Source organism: Dellaglioa algida (assembly GCF_030127605.1).
Lineage (GTDB): Bacteria > Bacillota > Bacilli > Lactobacillales > Lactobacillaceae > Dellaglioa > Dellaglioa algida.
This window is the reverse complement of record NZ_JANXLE010000006.1, coordinates 105,203-122,990: the sequence shown is the minus strand read 5'-3', so window position 1 is coordinate 122,990 and position 17,788 is coordinate 105,203. Positions and strand designations below refer to the sequence as shown.

At 34.2% G+C, this 17,788-nt stretch carries 17 protein-coding genes; 5 read left to right on the top strand and 12 right to left on the bottom strand.

Translation table 11 applies throughout. The features are described 5' to 3' along the window. Positions 1–456 precede the first annotated feature (456 nt). Together N0K73_RS06360 and N0K73_RS06355 are read left to right on the top strand one after the other, a co-directional pair. Complete coding sequence (locus N0K73_RS06360; RefSeq protein WP_057973787.1) at positions 457–741, top strand: hypothetical protein; 285 nt, start codon at positions 457–459, stop codon at positions 739–741. 159 nt (positions 742–900) lie between these two features. Then, on the top strand, positions 901–1,101 hold the full coding sequence (locus N0K73_RS06355) for a cold-shock protein (protein WP_057973786.1): 201 nt from the start codon (positions 901–903) through the stop codon (positions 1,099–1,101). A 164-nt stretch (positions 1,102–1,265) separates the two neighbouring features. Here N0K73_RS06355 and N0K73_RS06350 read toward each other — a convergent pair whose 3' ends face one another. The 5 genes from N0K73_RS06350 to N0K73_RS06330 form a co-directional block, all read right to left on the bottom strand. Then, positions 1,266–2,612, bottom strand: a complete 1,347-nt coding sequence (locus N0K73_RS06350; RefSeq protein ID WP_057973785.1) for a glucose-6-phosphate isomerase — start codon at positions 2,610–2,612, stop codon at positions 1,266–1,268. Positions 2,613–2,710: 98 nt separating this feature from the next. Next, on the bottom strand, positions 2,711–4,084 hold the full coding sequence (locus tag N0K73_RS06345; protein WP_057973784.1) for an APC family permease: 1,374 nt from the start codon (positions 4,082–4,084) through the stop codon (positions 2,711–2,713). Between the two features lie 24 nt (positions 4,085–4,108). Next, a complete protein-coding gene (locus N0K73_RS06340) occupies positions 4,109–5,011 on the bottom strand; it encodes a GRP family sugar transporter (protein ID WP_112250238.1) in 903 nt (300 codons plus the stop codon). A gap of 245 nt (positions 5,012–5,256) precedes the next feature. After that, positions 5,257–6,429, bottom strand: coding sequence for a class I SAM-dependent rRNA methyltransferase (locus N0K73_RS06335; protein ID WP_112250240.1), 1,173 nt, complete (start codon positions 6,427–6,429; stop codon positions 5,257–5,259). Then, entirely contained in the window at positions 6,426–7,076 is a 651-nt protein-coding gene (locus tag N0K73_RS06330) for a VanZ family protein (RefSeq protein ID WP_112250242.1), read from the bottom strand. Before N0K73_RS06330 ends, N0K73_RS06335 begins: the two co-directional genes overlap by 4 nt. Positions 7,077–7,246: 170 nt before the next feature. Between N0K73_RS06330 and N0K73_RS06325 the strand changes: the two genes are divergently transcribed. The 3 genes from N0K73_RS06325 (at position 7,247) to N0K73_RS06315 (ending at position 10,875) form a co-directional block, all read left to right on the top strand. Beyond that, positions 7,247–9,439 carry an LTA synthase family protein gene (locus tag N0K73_RS06325; RefSeq protein WP_112250244.1) on the top strand — a complete coding sequence of 731 codons (2,193 nt, stop codon included), beginning with the start codon at positions 7,247–7,249 and terminating at the stop codon, positions 9,437–9,439. A 124-nt stretch (positions 9,440–9,563) separates the two neighbouring features. Beyond that, on the top strand, positions 9,564–10,337 hold the full coding sequence (locus N0K73_RS06320) for an FtsX-like permease family protein (RefSeq protein ID WP_112250246.1): 774 nt from the start codon (positions 9,564–9,566) through the stop codon (positions 10,335–10,337). Then, positions 10,318–10,875: a hypothetical protein gene (locus N0K73_RS06315; protein WP_112250248.1), complete on the top strand. Its 558-nt coding sequence runs from the start codon at positions 10,318–10,320 to the stop codon at positions 10,873–10,875. Before N0K73_RS06320 ends, N0K73_RS06315 begins: the two co-directional genes overlap by 20 nt. A gap of 37 nt (positions 10,876–10,912) precedes the next feature. Here N0K73_RS06315 and dltD read toward each other — a convergent pair whose 3' ends face one another. The 7 genes from dltD to N0K73_RS06280 all read right to left on the bottom strand — a co-directional run bounded on the left by dltD (position 10,913) and on the right by N0K73_RS06280 (position 17,751). Beyond that, positions 10,913–12,157 carry a D-alanyl-lipoteichoic acid biosynthesis protein DltD gene (dltD, locus tag N0K73_RS06310; protein ID WP_225416483.1) on the bottom strand — a complete coding sequence of 415 codons (1,245 nt, stop codon included), beginning with the start codon at positions 12,155–12,157 and terminating at the stop codon, positions 10,913–10,915. Further along, the gene (dltC, locus tag N0K73_RS06305; RefSeq protein ID WP_057973776.1) at positions 12,158–12,394 is read right to left on the bottom strand and encodes a D-alanine--poly(phosphoribitol) ligase subunit DltC; all 237 of its coding nucleotides are present in this window, start codon (positions 12,392–12,394) and stop codon (positions 12,158–12,160) included. 30 nt (positions 12,395–12,424) lie between these two features. Continuing rightward, positions 12,425–13,621, bottom strand: a complete 1,197-nt coding sequence (gene dltB / locus N0K73_RS06300) for a D-alanyl-lipoteichoic acid biosynthesis protein DltB (protein WP_057973775.1) — start codon at positions 13,619–13,621, stop codon at positions 12,425–12,427. After that, complete coding sequence (dltA, locus tag N0K73_RS06295; RefSeq protein ID WP_112250250.1) at positions 13,621–15,150, bottom strand: D-alanine--poly(phosphoribitol) ligase subunit DltA; 1,530 nt, start codon at positions 15,148–15,150, stop codon at positions 13,621–13,623. The genes dltB and dltA overlap by 1 nt, the downstream gene beginning before the upstream one ends. A 17-nt stretch (positions 15,151–15,167) precedes the next feature. Next, on the bottom strand, positions 15,168–15,317 hold the full coding sequence (locus N0K73_RS06290) for a teichoic acid D-Ala incorporation-associated protein DltX (RefSeq protein ID WP_083478933.1): 150 nt from the start codon (positions 15,315–15,317) through the stop codon (positions 15,168–15,170). 248 nt (positions 15,318–15,565) lie between these two features. Next, positions 15,566–17,026, bottom strand: coding sequence for a sensor histidine kinase (locus N0K73_RS06285; protein ID WP_112250252.1), 1,461 nt, complete (start codon positions 17,024–17,026; stop codon positions 15,566–15,568). Then, positions 17,026–17,751, bottom strand: a complete 726-nt coding sequence (locus N0K73_RS06280; RefSeq protein WP_112250254.1) for a winged helix-turn-helix domain-containing protein — start codon at positions 17,749–17,751, stop codon at positions 17,026–17,028. The genes N0K73_RS06285 and N0K73_RS06280 overlap by 1 nt, the downstream gene beginning before the upstream one ends. Between the last annotated feature and the right edge of the window lie 37 nt (positions 17,752–17,788).

Sequence of the window (17,788 nt, the reverse complement as noted above, 5' to 3'; positions counted from 1 at the left end):
TTTTTAAATAACAATTTATCTCAATAATTGACGAAGGCTACCAACAAAATTGCTGGTAGCCTTCTCACTGAATATTTATATTTAATTTATCTAATTAATTTTAAAATAAGTTACTAATTCTACTTCTAAACGATGTAACCCTACCTACTTTACATCCTTGCAACTCCTTGGTTGCGCCAGCATGAATAAATGAATAGAAATCATCAAACTGAATAATTTATGCTAAGAATATTAATATTGAGCTGTCATAACTTTAACACACTTTCATGTATTGTCAAATATATATTTATTAATTAGCGTTATTTTCTCATTTTTCGTTTAATTTATGATATAATAAATGGGATATTTTAATGATGGTACTTAAATTAATAAAGTGACAGCAACTTAAATCCCCAATTCAATTCTGTCTCCTTCATTTTGAATACACTATAATAATAGTTTGGAGGTTTATACACTATGTTAAGTAGAACAAAAAAATTTTTAAGAGCAAATAATATTTTTTATGATAAAGAGCACGTTAACCCGCTCATGGTCCCAGATCGTATTTACGTCCTTAATTTTGGTCTAGAAGAAGATGCTCTCAATAATAGATTTATTGTTGAGTACGCATACACTTGGACTGGTCGAATTAAGATTAATAAGATTACGATTCGACTTCACAACCACGTTGGTCCACACGAATTTCGTAATGAGTCTGAGTTACTCCACTATCTAAAAAAACACACAAAACCAAACAAATAAGTTTGCATTAATCGTCATTAGGTGTTATATTAAACTTATGTATTTATGGTTCGGTTATTTAAAGGTGATTTGTTTCATTTATGAACACACTTCTTTTTAATAGTTCAATCAACAAATGCAAAATATATTAGTGCTTACAGCACATGGAGGTTTCATATTATGGAACAAGGTACAGTAAAATGGTTTAACGCAGATAAAGGTTTTGGTTTTATTACTCGCGAATCTGGCGATGACGTTTTCGTTCATTTCTCAGCTATCCAAGGTGACGGTTTTAAATCACTTGACGAAGGCCAAGCAGTTACTTTCGATGTTGAAGATTCTGATCGTGGACCACAAGCAACTAACGTTGTTAAAGCTTAATTATAAGCCTTTGAAACTTACCTTCGGGTAAGTTTTTTTTTACATAAAAATACAGATATTAATTTTTTTATCGTACACTTTTCAACTAATCATCTCCAAAAATAAATGTAATCAAAAAAACGCCTGAACTTTTAAAAGTTCAGGCGTTTTTTTGATTACTAATCTTAAAGACGTGCGTTTAATTCTTTTGAAAGATCTTCGAAGCCAGGTTTGCCAAGTAATGCAAACATGTTCTTCTTGTATGCTTCAACACCTGGTTGGTTAAATGGGTTAATTCCATTCAAGTAACCAGAAACAGCTACAGCTGCTTCAAAGAAGTAAATTGTATAGCCTAATGTGTAAGCATCTTGTGTAGGGATGTTTAAGATCATGTTAGGTACATTACCATCAGTATGAGCCATAACAACACCTTGGAATGCCTTTGTATTAACAAAGTCCATTGTCTTGCCTTCAAGGTATCCTAAACCATCAAGATCGCCTTCTTCTTCAGGAATAGCAGTATCATTAACGGGTGTACCCACATTGATAACTGTTTCCATCAAATTACGACGGCCTTCTTGAATATATTGACCTAATGAATGTAAATCAGTTGAGAAGTTAGCTGAAGATGGGTAAATACCCTTTTGATCCTTACCTTCAGATTCGCCCATCAATTGTTTCCACCATTCTGAGAAATATTGTAAGCTTGGTTCGTAGTTTTCTAAAATTTCAGTTGTATAACCTTTACGGTATAAGATATTACGTAATGCTGCATATTGGTATGCTTCATTTTTTGTTAAATCAGCATCTGAATATTCAACACGCGCATCTTCAGCACCTTGCATCAAGGCATCAATATCAGCACCTGAAGCAGCAATTGGTAACAAACCAACAGCAGTAAGAACTGAGAAACGGCCACCAACATCATCAGGAATAACGAATGCTTCGTAACCTTCAGCATCAGCTTCAACTTTTAAAGCGCCCACTTTACGATCAGTTGTTGCATAGATACGTGAGTTAGCTTCTTCTTTACCATATTTTGCGATTAATTTTTCTTTGAAAACACGGAAAGCAATTGAAGGTTCTGTTGTTGTACCAGATTTAGAGATGATATTAACTGAGAAATCACGATCACCAATCAAATCAACTAAATCATGCACATAAGAAGGACTGATTGAGTTTCCAGCAAACAAGATTTGAGGTGCATTTCTTTTTTCAGCTGGTAATAAGTTATAGAAAGTATGGTTTAAAAATTCAATAGCCGCGCGAGCACCTAAATATGAACCACCAATACCAATTACAACTAAAACTTCTGAATTAGATTGAATTTTTTTAGCTGCTGTTTTAATACGAGCGAATTCTTCTTTATCATAGTCTTTAGGTAAATCTAAAAAACCACGGAAATCACTACCCGCACCCGTACCGTTGCGTAATTCACTATCTGCTGCGGTAACAAGAGCTTGCATTTCGCCAAGTTCATTGTCTTGAACGAATTTTGATAAGTTAGAACTATCGAATGAAATATGTGCCATTTTAATTATCTCCCTCATATTCTTTATTTAACAATCTATATTATACAATACTTAATAGAAAATATAACAGTGAAACGGAACTTTAATTACATATTTTGCTATTTTTTTTGCTTACTATGCGAATATCCATACCCATAGTAGGCAATCACGCCTAAAATAATCCAAACCAGAAAAGCAATCCAAATATTTATGGGTAATTTAATCATCAGATAACATGAAATAACAATAGACAGAATTGGTAATAAGGGAACGAACGGCACTCTAAATTGACCTTTTTTAGGTTCCCCAAATTGCTTTCTTAAGCTAATGAGAGCCAAAGCTAAAATAACAAGTACGGCTAGCGTCACAATATTAGTTAATTTTGCTAAACTTTCAATTGAAATTAAACCACTCGCAATTGAGATTAAAATACCAACCGTCCACGATGCCGCTCTGGGCGCATTAGTTTCCTTACTAATCTTAGTTAGGTATTTAGGCAATAACCCGTCCCTAGCCTCCGAATAGATCATTCTCGACAAACCATATGCTAATGCGATTAAAACGCTTAGAAGCGTCATTATTGCGCCAACAGAGATAACATTTCCGACAATGCCCTGATTAACAAATCTCATTGCAAATGCAACGGGATCGCTCACATTTAACTGCGTGTAAGGTACGATACCCGTTAATACAAGCGTTACGATTATATAAAAAATTGCCGAAATACTAATTGCCCCAATAATTCCTTTTGGAATTGTTTTTTGTGGATCAATAACTTCATCTGAAGCCATAGCAATTGATTCAAATCCTAGAAAAGCAAAAAATACTAATGCTGCACCACTCATAACACCACTTGTACCAAATGGCATGAATGGCTGCCAATTACCAGGTTTGATGTAAAAAACGCCGACAACCACGAACAAAATGATAATAGCAAATTTAACGAAAACCATTATTTTACTTAACCGTAACGCCTTTTTCGCTTCAAATGTTGTCAACCAAGTCACAAAAAGTGTGACAACAACAGCTATAATATCAACATATGAGCCTTTTGAGGCATTATACGAGGCACTTAAGGCAGTTGGCATATGAATGTTTAAGCCCGTTAAAAACCCTTGCATATACGCCGACCAGCCCGCAGCGACAGATGCCCCTGCCAAAACATATTCACAGATGGTAAACCAACTAACAAACCAAGCAATGAATTCACCAAAAATAACATATACGTAATTATACGAACCACCCGAAACCGGTATTCTCGATGAAAATTCTGCATAAGAAAAGCCGTTCATTATTACCGCAATTGCAGCAATAATAAACGACAAAATAAGAGCAGGGCCGGCTTCTTCGCTGGCGGCGGTTCCCGTAACGACGAAAATCCCCGTACCAACGATTGCGCTTAAGCCTAACAGAATAAGATCACTGGTTTTAAGAGTTCTTTTCAATTTGCTGACGCCATGAGTTGTCGCAAACTTCTTTTTTCTTAAATCCATTAGTTAGCTCCCTTTTTACTATTTTTATAAAGTTTTCATAATCCCTAACATAATAACACCAAGGATAACGAAGATGGAACCTAATGTAACATAAACCATTTCGCGGTTTGTTTTCTTCTCGCCTAATAAGTAGATACTACCGAAAGTTGAGATAACGATTCCCATTTGAGAAAATGAGAAACTAACTGCTTGACCTAATTTAGGAATTGATAAGAACATGAAGATATTACCAGTACCCCAGATAAGTCCCGTTAAGATATTTTTAAATGTTGATGAATTCATAATAACTTCATGTGCTATGAGTGCGACGAATCCAGCACCAATTACCATACCAACTGCTTGAGGTAAAATTGTTGCTGTTGTGAATGCTCTTGATTCTTCAGTTGTCATTCCAACGGTTGCGTAATGAACAACAATTGTATATCCTACGTAACCAATTGTTGACAAAATAATAGCACGTACGCCAGCGGCAGTATTTTCATCTTTATCTGAATCGGATAATGCTGAATTCTTTTTGTCTTTTAATGATGTTAGGGCGGCTCCCGCAATAATAACGATCATTGCAATTGTCCCAATAACAACCATTCTTGTTGTTTTCCATTCACCGAATAAAATAACACCTGCTAAAGCGTTACCGGCTAACTGTAAGCCAGTTGAAACAGGGACTGTTTTTGAAATACCGATTGCTTTCATTGCATGAAATTGTTGGTTTTGTCCTAAACTCCAGAATAAACCTGAAATAATTCCAATAATCCAGGCCTTACCACTCATTTCTGGTTGATAAATACCGTAAACGGCAATTCCGAAGATTAGGGCACCCCATGTCATCCCAACCGTTTGTTGGTTAGCGGTCCCACCAAGTTTTCCACTTATAAGTCCAATACTACCCCATGCGATTGCGGGGATTACTGCCATCAAGATAATCATATTTAATTAAATCCTCTATTCTCTCTCTTTATTCTTTTTTCGCGATTTAACTATTTTAGCAGTAAAGTAACCGCATTTACAACCCCTAAATTAAAATTTTAATGATTGATATAACAACATTTGAAACGGGTTACATTAAAATACCAGCAAAATCGTTCAAAAACGTTTAAATACCAGCATTTTACGTTCAACTATTTTTTTCCATAAAAAAACAATCTTATTTTATAAATAAGATTGTTTTTAATTTAATCTACTTTTATGACTAACGTTTTTAAATAATTACCTTGTCGATATTCTTTATTCGTAACAAAATCACTTGATAATCTGAATGTCTCAAGTAACGTAAATGAACGGTTCTTATTTGCAAATGCTTCCGTAATTTGTTCTTTTAATTTTTTAAGCGTTAAGCCCGCCGCATTTGTTGAGAACATAATAATACCCTCTTTTTGCGTAATATCAATAGCATCCTCGGCAAGTTTAGCATAATCCTTTTGGACTGAGAATGTTCTTTTTTTCGAACGAACAAAACTTGGTGGGTCTAAAACAACTAAATCATAGATGATATGGTGTTTTTTAGCATAATCTAAGTACCCGAAGACATCCATACCACGAATTTCTTGTTTCTCAGGATCAATATTATTAAGCGCAAATTGTTCTTTCATACGATCAATATTTTTATTCATAACGTCGACACTTGTCGTTTTAAGTGCGCCACCAACTGATGCGGCCACCGACGTAGCCCCCGTATTACTAAATCCGTTAAAAACCAGTTTACCTTCAGCATATTTATTCATGATTGCTTTACGCATTTCACGTTGTTCTAAGAAAAGACCCGTTGTTGCTTCATTGAGGTATGCTGCAAATTGAAGGCCATTTTCTTTAACAATAAGTGGCGTTGGAGCATCTTTTCCACGAACTTTAAATGTTGATGGTTCACCTTTCGTATCATAACGAAGGTTCGCATAGATTCCTTTATAACTTGTTACTGCGTCAGAAAAAGCGTTATAAATCATATCTTTATGTTGGTAAAGACCCAAGTTATACCACGTGAATACATAATAATCATCATAATAATCAATCGTTAAGCCACCAATACCTTCACCTTCACCATTAAAGAATCGGAAAGCATTCGTATCTTTATTCGTAAATAATGATTTACGGTTCATTCTGGCATTGTTAAACAATTTTGAGAAAAAATCTTCATCGATTCGTGCTTCTTCATTACGTGAAAAAATCCAGCCATCTCCACGATTTTGTTCTGCAAAATAACCATAGGCTACGAATTGATTATGAAGCGTTAAAGCAACCCATTCTCCCTCTTTGAAATCACGAGTTGTTTGCAAATCCTCTTTATCAATTAATGGATATCCATTTTTAAACTTTTTTGCTGCATGTGAAATAATTTCTACTTTTCTCAATGATTAGTACTCCTTTTGTTTTTTAAATGTTTTTTCTTTGTTAATAGTCGATTTAAAATAAAATATAACCCACAGCCGATTAATGTTCCTAATGAATTAAAAATAACGTCATCAATGTCACTAATTCCGGATCCTAGTATAAATTGTCCACATTCAATGGCGATTGATAACCCGATACCAACCAACATTGATTTAACTAAGGCGTACTTTTTAAACTGCTTTAACCTGGGTAAAATAATTCCTAACGGAACAAACCAAAGAATGTTACCATATAGATTATACACGAAATCGAACGAAGATTGTCCATTTGTCAGTTTAATTGTTTCAATTAATGGTTCTAAATTAACAGAATGAAAATTATAATCGGAACTAAATCGGATATCCCAAGGAAAATAAACGTGTCTCAAGACCGTTAATTCAATTAATAAAATGAGATAGGTCGCTAAAATCAATTTTATACCTTCCATTTTAAAATTAATTTTTTTCTTTTTAAAAAATAAAATACTTATTCGAATCGCAAGGTACACGATTAAGTAAAAAATGGTTTTATCAACACTCACAAAAATGAGTCGAACTAATGGAAAGTGATTAATTCCTTGTGAGTAGTGTTGTAATACAAAGTCATATAATTTTGATAAAAATAACATTACGCTACCTCACTCCCCATCTGCTTCTCTATGTTAACAAATAATGATGCCATTTTTTAGTAGACGTCTTTATTTTCACTTAAATTTAATAAGTTAAAAATGCATTAATAAAGCGTACCATAGATTGACACAAATTTAATAGAAACTGTAAACTACAATTACGACTTTAGATGATTACACTCGAAAGGACGGTTCAAACCGTGCAAACACTTAAACGCTTAAGACTATTTCTCAATACAAGACTTGGATTTTTCACCTTACTCTTATTCTTCTTCTGGTTAAAGACGATTACTGCCTACCTGGTTGATTTTAATTTAGGCGTTACAGGGATTTATCAGTACTTTGTTCTCCTACTGAACCCTATTGGGACAACCATGTTACTACTAGGGCTTGCATTATATATCAAGAAACCCATTATCTCATATTTAACAATGTTTCTGATTTATATCGCAAATTCAGCATTATTATTTTTTAATGTTATTTATTATCGTGAGTTCACCGATTTTATGACAATCAATACGATGTTGGGCTATTCCAAAGTTTCCGAAGGGATTAGCGGAAGCTCTTTTGCTCTAATGAAGCCTCACGATATTTTTTATGTTATTGATTTGGCTTTGATCATCCTATTATTTATAACACGTTACTTAAAGTTTAACGCTAACCCATTTAAAAAAATAAACGCATTTGCAATCATGTCGTTCTCAATAATGCTAACGTTAGCAACTCTAACATTAGGCGAAATTGATCGACCACAATTAATTACGAGAACATTTGATCGTAATTATATTGTTAAATATTTAGGAATTGATTCTTATACCGTTTACGATAGTTTCAAGACGGTTAAAAATAATCGTGTCCGTGATACTGCCGAAAGTTACGATTTAAATAAAGTACTAGATTTTACAAAATCACATTATGCATCACCAAATCCAAGTATGTATGGCGTTGCAAAAGGTAAAAATGTGATCGTTATTCATTTAGAAAGTTTCCAACAATTTTTAATCAATTTTAAAGTAAATGGTAAGGAAGTAACACCTTTTTTAAACTCACTTTACAATGGTAAACAAACTTACAGTTTCCCTAATTTCTTTAATCAAGTTGGGCAAGGAAAAACATCTGATGCTGAGAATCTCTTAGAAACAAGTATCTATGGTTTAGCCCAGGGATCAGTGTTCACGTCTCTTGGGTCAGAGAATACCTTTGAAGCCGCCCCAGCTATCTTAAATCAAACCTCGGGCTACTCTAGTGCCGTATTCCATGGTAACACAGGTTCCTTTTGGAATAGAGACACGGTTTACAAGAGTATGGGCTATCAATATTTCTTCGATTCAAGTTATTATGATAACTCCGCAAAAAATACGCTTGAGTATGGTTTAAAAGATAAACTGCTATTTAATGATTCAGTTAAGTACTTAGAAAGATTACAACAACCTTTTTACGCAAAATTTATTACGGTGTCAAATCATTTCCCATTTGATATTGATTCCCAAAATAAAGATTTTGAAGTTCCAAATACCGGTGATACATCTGTTAATAATTATTTCCAAACGGCCCATTATTTGGATGAATCCGTTAAAGAATTTTTTGATTACTTACAGAAATCTGGTTTGTATAATAATTCCATGGTTGTTTTATATGGTGATCATTATGGTATTTCCAATTCTAGGAACGTAAAGTTGGCTAAGTTACTCGGTAAGTCATCTGAGACGTGGAGTTCATTTGATAATACCCAAATGCAACGTGTCCCCTTCATGGTTCACATTCCTGGAATAAATAACGGTGGTGTTCAACCCGAATACGGTGGTGAAGTTGACGTTCTGCCAACTTTACTTCACTTATTAGGTCAGGATTCATCATCATACGTTCAATTTGGAACAGATTTATTCTCCAAAACACATGATCAAACCGTCGCGTTCAGAAATGAAAACTTCATTACACCTGACTATACCGTGTTAGATTCAACAATTTATGATAATACAACGGGTAAAGAAGTGACGCACCCTTCTAAGTCCGTCCAAGAGACTATTAATAAGGAGCAAAAAAAGGTCAGTACCGAGTTGAATTTATCGGATACCGTTAATAATCAAAACTTATTACGTTACTATACACCCGATAACTTTAAACCCGTACAACCGGCCAAGTACAATTATAAGAACCAATATGATAAATTATTGAAACTACAACAGGAACTCAAAAATAACTCGACAAGTCTTTATTCAGAAAAGGGCAACAAGTCTACTACCAATCTATACAAAACGGATGCGCCTGAATTAAAACCAGCATCTGAAAGTTCTTCTTCAGACTCAAAAACAAGTTCAGCTGCTACGTCTGCTGCACATAAATCAAATTCTTCCTCAAATTAAAAACAAACGTTACTGAAAATATAACTTTCAGTAACGTTTATTTTTTTATTCTAACCAATTTCATAAAATATTCATACTTCTTAACTAAAATTATCAACATAAGCTTACGTAAAGAGGTGAAATCATGTCTTTAATTTTACAATCACTATCTAGTCTTTTATATCATGTGAAACAATCTTTAGGTTTATTTATATTTTTCTTTTTCAGCCTGTTCATTAGTATCTCGGCTCTTTTATTTAATCAAATTTCGTTTGATTCATTCAAGAATTTCAAAAAAATGCTAGAACATATTAATATCGACACTAAATCAAGCTCAAATTTAGTTAAGATACTAACTCATATCCACGAAAAGCAAATCAACCTAATTTTCCCCATCATTACCGGATTATCGCTGATTTCACTTCTGATTATTCTATTTATTTATTTAAAAATCATTAAAAATCGCAAGGAAGAGCACGCCGGTTTACATCATATTGGTGAGAGTGATTCAAAGATTGCTCTTTCATTTGCGCTTGAAATCTTTATCATTTTCATTATGGCATTGATTTCGGTAGTCGTTTTAATTTTCCTTTTTAAAAGTAGCTATGCTTCATTACTTAAAACAATTAATAGTTATTGGCTTGAGCATTCATTATCCATGCGGCTTTCATCATCTGAAATATCAACTGAACTCTTAAAATTAATGTCCCATAAATTAACAAATTTTAATGGGAACTTTTTAATTTCTTCTACAGGTATGTCGCTTGGTCCCCTGATATCGAAGGAACTATTTATCAATGCCGCATACTTACTCATTAGTGGCATTGTAGCCAGTCTACTCTCGTTCTTAACCGCATTACTTTCTAATCGTAACTTATCCAATAATAGGAGGTTCATCCATGCAGATAGAAAAGCGTAACGAGATGAGTGGTATCGTAGAAAAGATATTTCCGACCAATTCAGTTTCAATCGTTTTAGATCAGGCATCCGAGTTCACTAATCAACTCTTGGATCAAAATATTCTTCACTCAAAACTAATTGAACTAGTCACGGTAGATGATCTTAAACTCTTAGTACCTTATTTAAGTGTCACTCAAAATATGAGTTTAACGAAAAAAAATTACAAAAAAACGGAAAAAAGTATTATTTCTAAATTGATTTATGGTCATCATTTCAACCGTCACTCACCAAATTTTATGGATAAGAAAATTACATCATTAAATCAGATGGATAGAGCGATTATTCTGTTATTCAGAGCAGTTTTAAATAATAATTCTATAATTATTTTAACAAATTTAATAGATACTTTTTCAATAACGGAAACAAGATTTTTCATTGATTTCGTTACCGAATTAACCTTTCAATTGAATCTTCGTATTATTATTACCACAAACCAACCAGAATTACTCACCCAACCTCAGGTTATGCCCTTCAATAAATCCCCTCTAAGAAAATAGACCTATATCGCGACAATTCGCAATATAGGTCTATTTTTTATTCTTGTTGCCAATCTTTTGAGTAATAATAGTTATCCATGTGATAATCAGGTTTAGCCTGTTTTTGCGTTAAGAATGGGTTTACGTATCTATCAACGGCTACCCAGCCCTTCCAGCCTAAATGAATCGTATCAGCCATGAAATATTTTTCATTACCACGTTTACTAAAATCTGCAACATGATCAAAGCCTTGAGATTTTAGTTGTTCCGTAATTTTAGTAGCATTATTTTTCAACATTTCTGCTGATAATCCTGTATATTCCGACCAACGTTTATTAACAGGTGGGACGATGAATAAAACATTGGTATGTTCTTTCGAAAATTGATTTAAAACCAGTTGGAAATCTGAGAACTCAACAGAACGATCGTAATTTAACTTAGCCTGTTTACCTGCAAATTTACCTGTTCCATCCAAATGTCTACCCGTCCAATAACTATTTTGAATTCCAAAATCATTATTAGTCGTTCCCTTAGCACCAAATCGACCTGCAAGAACATCCAATGTTGCTAAATCATACTTAGCAGGTAGGTTTCTAGTTTGTCTGTCGATAAGTTGCATCCTATTAGGTACAGAGAATCCCGAAAACAACTCATCTTCATGCTGTAAAATTGTTAACTTCATGCGGAATATATTAGTATCAGTCCCAGATAAAGATTCTCCATCGGCAATTTTTTGCATTGCCTTCAATATAGACTCATTGCCTCCATCAGACATCAAAGCGATGAATCTTTTGGCCGCGTATTGGTCTGACTCAGTTTTAGCATTTGCGGATAATAACCACTCCGTTGTCTGCAATGGTGAGTAGAACATATTGAAAGCTTGTTTACTGACACCACCTGGAACAAACCATTGAGGTGATACAATAAATACTGCCTTTTTATTTTTAATTTGATCTTTTATGCCTTGTAAATCGAAGTAATGGGTGAGAGATTGCGTACCACCCGTTCCCATTAAGAATGGTCGATATGAACGATTATATTTTTTTGCTAAAACCGAAGGATGCATCGAATCCATTCGTGAATATTCAGACGAACCAATAAATGGAACGTAACCATCCTCTAACGCTTGTTGTCGAATGACGGAACCACCTAAAATGTTTTTAGATTGGGATACTGCAGCTTTTTCTTCAGTTTTTGCGGAACTGAAATTATATTTGACTGGTGCGAGTAAGATGACAACTATTAAAATGATTGCCAAAATAACAGGCCCAATAATCATGAATAACTTCTTTTTCAATCCCATTTAGATCATGCTTTCTACTTTTGCAATAATTAGATTTGGTGTTGCCCATTCAGAACGTTCAAACTCTGAGATTGGAATATCGATGCCCAATTCATTTTGTAATTCTAGAATTAATTGAATTGACCCCATTGAATCTAATAAGCCTTCATCAAAAATGTTTATATCCAAATTATTTCTAACCTCGGCGCTATCTGTTGTGTTTTCTAAAATTTCTAAAACTTTATCTTTTGTATTCATCTTAATTCTCCTTTAAGTTAATTAATTATTTTATGAAAAAAACAGTTTATCTAAAAATCCTGAAAAAATTAAGAAACTAAGACAAACCACGTTAAATGTAATGAAGATTGCAAAAATTTCAGTTAATTTATTACTTGGAATACTGCCTTTGTGTTTCTTTTTAAATCTGAGCCAAGTATCATTAATCACAATGGCAATTGCATGAAATAACCCGTATGCGATGTAGTACCAGGTTACCCCATGCCAGAATCCCATCAGTAAAAATAAAGCAAAATAACCAACAATGGCTGTCGTTATTCGACTCTTAATTAATTTATGTTTCATCATGAAAAAGACCAGTCTCATGTAAACATAATCACGGAACCAAAATGAGAGCGTCATATGCCAACGATTCCAAAAATCCTTAATATTATGCGAGATAAAAGGTTTATTGAAGTTCATTGGTGTTTCAATTCCCATAAAATAACTAATACCGACCGCGAATAAGCTATAACCAGCAAAATCAAAAAATAGATCCATGCTGTATGTGTACATATAGCCAACTAATGCCCATGACATACCGCCATGTTGCAATGCGGCATGAGCAATTGGTGGTAATAACACCGTACCAAAGAGATATGCTAATAAGAACTTATATAAAAATCCTTGAAAAATATAGAAAATCCCTTTTTGTAGCATCTCCAAGTATTTTTCTTGGCTTGGTACGTTCTGATAATCTTTAACAAATCGTCTGTAACGATCAATTGGTCCTGAAGAAATTGTTGGAAAAAACAATAAAAATTGTAGTGTGAGCATTAAATCAAACTTTTTAATACTACCATCCCGTGATTCCATAATCATTTGAACAGCCTTAAATGTGAGGTAACTAATTCCTAAGAAACCGATAATTGATGGTATCCCGTTATTAATTGCCGGCGTAATTTTCACAATTGATAATGGTGAAATTGCTAAAAGAACCGCCACAACAAAAACCCATGTTTGATTATGTTTACTACGATATCGCATGTACAACCCAATCATCAAAACTTCAAAAATGATATATAAGATTAAATTAAATCCTTCGTGAAGTTTAGGTCCACCAAATATCAGACAGATAAATAACAATGAAATGATTGTTTCATATACTCTAAATCGTTTGCCATTTAAGATTCCGATAATAATCGGGATTAAAAACGCAATAAGATACAAAAAATAAATTGGATTAACATAAGGTTGGAACGATACCATTAGGCATTCACCTCATTAATTAATTTTTTCCGATCGATTTTTCCATTTTGCGTTAATGGCAAAGCATCAACGTAAACAAATTTTTGCGGAATCATATATGACATTGTCGTCTCAGCCATATCTTTTTTAATTGCAGCCGTCAATTCGATATCACGGTCAAATGGGTGCTCTTTTTGTACAACGTACGCAATCAATTGAGAAACTTTGTGGTCCTTATCATATTTCGGAATCGTAATTGCCTGTTTTACGTAAGGAGCCGATGACACGTGATGATCAACTTCTTCTAATTCGATCCGGTATCCATGAAGTTTAACTTGGAAATCAATTCGGCCTCGATACAAAAGCATTCCATCAGAACTTATGGTAGCCGCATCTCCTGTTCGATATGCACTCCCACCGTCCATTTCGAAAAAGGCACTAGCCGTTTTATCAGGATTATTAATATATCCTTTTGAAACGCTAGGTCCGATAATGATTAGCTCTCCTTCGTCTCCATTTGGAACTACTTCATTTTTCGAATTAACCACAGTCATTTTTGTATCAGCTTTTGAATAACCAATTGGTAATCGTGGGTATGCTTCTAAAATATCGTTCGTAATCTCAACACTTGAGACTGCAACTGTTGCTTCAGTTGGTCCGTATGTGTTAAATATCTTGGCCATTGGGAATCTTTTCTTCAATGCCGAAGCAGTTTTATGCGTTAGTTCCTCACCGCAAAATAAAAAGCGGCTGAGATCAGGTAAATGATCCGCATCAAACGTTGGTTCCAATAAACAAATATCCATGAATGATGGTGTAGAAACCCAAACTTGGAGGTCTAAAGTAGGTAACGTTTGAAAAAGAACTTTAAAGTTATCCGTAACTTCTTGCGGTAAAACAGATAATTGACCACCCATAGTTAATGCTGGGTACACATCCATGACAGATAAATCAAATGAATATGGCGCCTGCGATAAGATATTAGGACGTTCTGGCAAAGAAAAGTCGTCTATCATCCAGTTTACGTAACTGATTAAATTATCATGACTAATCTGAACTCCCTTAGGCTGTCCAGTCGTACCCGACGTGAAGATAATATAAAAGTTGTCATTACCCTGAACTTGGAGACTAGGATCAGGAGCTACAGTTCCTTGCCCATTTTCAATGATTTCTACTAATTTAGTATGTGAAATTACGGGAACACTAAGTTCAATTTCTGGTAATTCCGCAACAGCTATACAAGCAGCCGGTTTTGCAATATTTTGAATTTCTTCCAAACGTTCGGCTGGTGAATGTGAATCGATTGGAATATATGCGTGTCCAGCTTTAACACTACCCATAAAGGCAACTAACATCTCGAACTTTTGATTACCATACACCATAACTGGTGATTTTTTATCTAAGTCTAATTCAATAATATGCGACGCTAGCGCGTCAGATTTTTCCTTTAATTGTTGATAAGTATTTGTCTCACCCAAATTGTTATAAACAATGCGAGTTGGATCAGACGTTGCAACCATATCAATTTGTTTAATTACATTTTTTATCAATTTTTTTCGCTTCCCCTCTAAAATTCATTATAGATAAATGTACCGTTACTTATACCCCTGAATGAATACAGATAGACTAACATCGCCAATACGATAAAATAAAAGGTCGTTCGAACAATAAACATAAAAATTTCATTTTCTTTTAAATCATGCCATTTTTGACTCATAGTTATCACTCCCTTATTAAATTAATACAGTATACACTTAATTTTTTTTGTCTAACATACAACTTCGTTATGTTAATCTAACAGTTTTGTAACATCAAGATAAACGCCGGTAAAATGGCATTATTCGCACTCAAAATACGCTATTAGTTCTCATTAGTAATATAATAATTGACCGTTTTTTAGTATAACAGAATTTAATCGATATCACAAAAAAGAACAATCTCTTTTTAGATAAAAGAAATTGTTTCTTAATTATTTATTAATAATGATTCATCCTGGTCCGGAAACGTCAACATGAATGTCGTTCCTTTTCCTTCAGAGCTCACTACTTCCACTTTTCCATTATGCAATTGCATTAATTGATGAACAATCGATAAACCTAATCCAGATTCACCATACTTGGTATTTTTCCTAGATGGGTCTGCTTTATAATAACGTTCCCAAATATTTTTCAACTGATCTTCTGTCATACCAATACCCGAATCAGTAATCCTGAAAATACTTTCGTGATAGCCACGTTCGGCAGAAATGTGAATCGTACCAGATTCGGTGAACTGAATTGCATTTTGAGTAATATTAAATATGACTTGAACGAACCGATCGTAATCAGCGAAGACCATTAAACTTTTAGGAACGCTCAATTCAATTTGATCATTAGCTTCAACCGATTTTTTTGTTAATTGCTCAACAATATTGTTAATCACAACAACTGAATCAAATGTGCTTGGCGCAAGCGTAATTTGATTTGTTCGAATTTTTTCATAATCTAAATTTTCGTTAACTAAGCGAATTAAACGTTTCGTTTCACTTCGCATTAATTCAATACTCTTACCCTTGCTTTCTTCAGGAATTGCATCATAGGCCAACCCCTCAAGCAAACCATTAATCGTTGTAAGTGGCGTCCGCATCTCGTGCGCGGCGTCCGCCATAAATTGTCTGCGCCGATCTTCCTGACGCTTTATTTCTTTTTCGGATTCTTTAAGCGAGGAAACCATGCCATCAAAATCTTGTGCTAAATCATCTATTTCATCCCGATGTCTACTTTCAATATGAACATCAAAATTACCATCAGCAACCATTCGTGTTGCCCTTCTAAGTCGATTAATTCTAGAAACAGAATATCGTGCCAGAAGATAACTCAAAATAATTCCGGCAATCACGGACACAATAAACGCAATAACTAAATTTCGGGTCATTTGATTCATATTAGCTTGAATATTAGATACACTTGCTCCGACTGATATAACAGCATACAATTTTCCATTATAAAAGTAAGGCTTTAAAATATCCGTCATACTGATTGCCTTCATATCAGTTTTTAATTGCCTATTTGCGTGAGGAGTACGATGAACAACCTCGCCTTTTTCTAACTGAGCCCACTGTTCTTTCGTTATATTATCTTGAACCGCGTTGTAAGGATAGATAATTTTGGATTTCTTCGTATAAATTGTAAACCGAACATTTTGTGTTTTTAAAATCGATTCAGCATTTCTTAAATTATTTAAATTTAAGTTAAATTCTGTTTTCGAATCAGCAGTCTTTAAAACCATTGATTCCGACATCAAGCTATCTGAATAACCCTCTAACTGCGTCCATGTATTTTTATACACCATGTCGCTTGTAAAGTTTAGAAATAAAGCCCCAAATACTAATACCAATGTAATAATAACCGCGAAAAATGCTAACATTTGTTGGTAAAGTAACTTCATTAGTGACCAGCTCCTGAATCATCAAATTTGTAGCCGACGCCCCAAACTGTTTGAATGACTTGAGGGCCAACTTTTTCAATTTTTTGACGTAATTTTTTAATGTGTGCATCAACCGTTCGTTCATCACCGAAAAATTCATAATTCCAAACTAATTCTAATAATTTTTCTCGAGAAAAAACTTGTTTTGGTTTATTCGCTAACGTCTTCAATAAATCGAACTCTTTCGGTGTTAATTCATCAATTAACACGTCTTCCAGGTAAGCCTCTCGGCGGGCCGTACTTAATTTGAAGTGTGCCGTTTCAATATCAAAATGATTACTATCATCTTCTCTTTCATTATCAGTCCCAACACTCGGTTTTTCTGCACGACGGTGGAGCGCCTTAATTCTGGCAATTAACGTGATAGGACTAAATGGCTTCGTGACGTAATCGTCCGCACCCATTTCTAGACCAAGGACTTGATCACTTTCTGTGTCGCGAGCTGTTAGTATAATGATTGGTACGTTAGCCGAAACCTTGCGGATTGCTGAACTAACCTGCATTCCATCCATTCCCGGCAAATTCAAATCAAGCGTCACAACATCCCAGCCATTTGGATCCTCATTAAACATGGCAACTGCATCATTACCATCATAAGCGTATTTAACGTCCCAATTTTCTTTTTGGAAAAACATCGACATCATTTCGGAAACTGCTTTATTGTCCTCTACCATTAATAATTTCATATTATTCTCCATTTTTCACTTTAAAATACCCATATCT

Coding starts and splice junctions, on each gene's coding strand:
- N0K73_RS06360 (WP_057973787.1), top strand. CDS start 457: ATGTTAAGTAGAACAAAAAAATTTTTAAGAGCAAATAATATTTTTTAT.
- N0K73_RS06355 (WP_057973786.1), top strand. CDS start 901: ATGGAACAAGGTACAGTAAAATGGTTTAACGCAGATAAAGGTTTTGGT.
- N0K73_RS06340 (WP_112250238.1), bottom strand. CDS start 5,011: ATGATTATCTTGATGGCAGTAATCCCCGCAATCGCATGGGGTAGTATT.
- N0K73_RS06315 (WP_112250248.1), top strand. CDS start 10,318: ATGCAGATAGAAAAGCGTAACGAGATGAGTGGTATCGTAGAAAAGATA.
- N0K73_RS06325 (WP_112250244.1), top strand. CDS start 7,247: ATGATTACACTCGAAAGGACGGTTCAAACCGTGCAAACACTTAAACGC.
- N0K73_RS06320 (WP_112250246.1), top strand. CDS start 9,564: ATGTCTTTAATTTTACAATCACTATCTAGTCTTTTATATCATGTGAAA.
- dltD (WP_225416483.1), bottom strand. CDS start 12,157: ATGGGATTGAAAAAGAAGTTATTCATGATTATTGGGCCTGTTATTTTG.
- N0K73_RS06350 (WP_057973785.1), bottom strand. CDS start 2,612: ATGGCACATATTTCATTCGATAGTTCTAACTTATCAAAATTCGTTCAA.
- N0K73_RS06280 (WP_112250254.1), bottom strand. CDS start 17,751: ATGAAATTATTAATGGTAGAGGACAATAAAGCAGTTTCCGAAATGATG.
- dltC (WP_057973776.1), bottom strand. CDS start 12,394: ATGAATACAAAAGATAAAGTTTTAGAAATTTTAGAAAACACAACAGAT.
- N0K73_RS06290 (WP_083478933.1), bottom strand. CDS start 15,317: ATGAGTCAAAAATGGCATGATTTAAAAGAAAATGAAATTTTTATGTTT.
- N0K73_RS06345 (WP_057973784.1), bottom strand. CDS start 4,084: ATGGATTTAAGAAAAAAGAAGTTTGCGACAACTCATGGCGTCAGCAAA.
- N0K73_RS06285 (WP_112250252.1), bottom strand. CDS start 17,026: ATGAAGTTACTTTACCAACAAATGTTAGCATTTTTCGCGGTTATTATT.
- dltB (WP_057973775.1), bottom strand. CDS start 13,621: ATGGTATCGTTCCAACCTTATGTTAATCCAATTTATTTTTTGTATCTT.
- N0K73_RS06330 (WP_112250242.1), bottom strand. CDS start 7,076: ATGTTATTTTTATCAAAATTATATGACTTTGTATTACAACACTACTCA.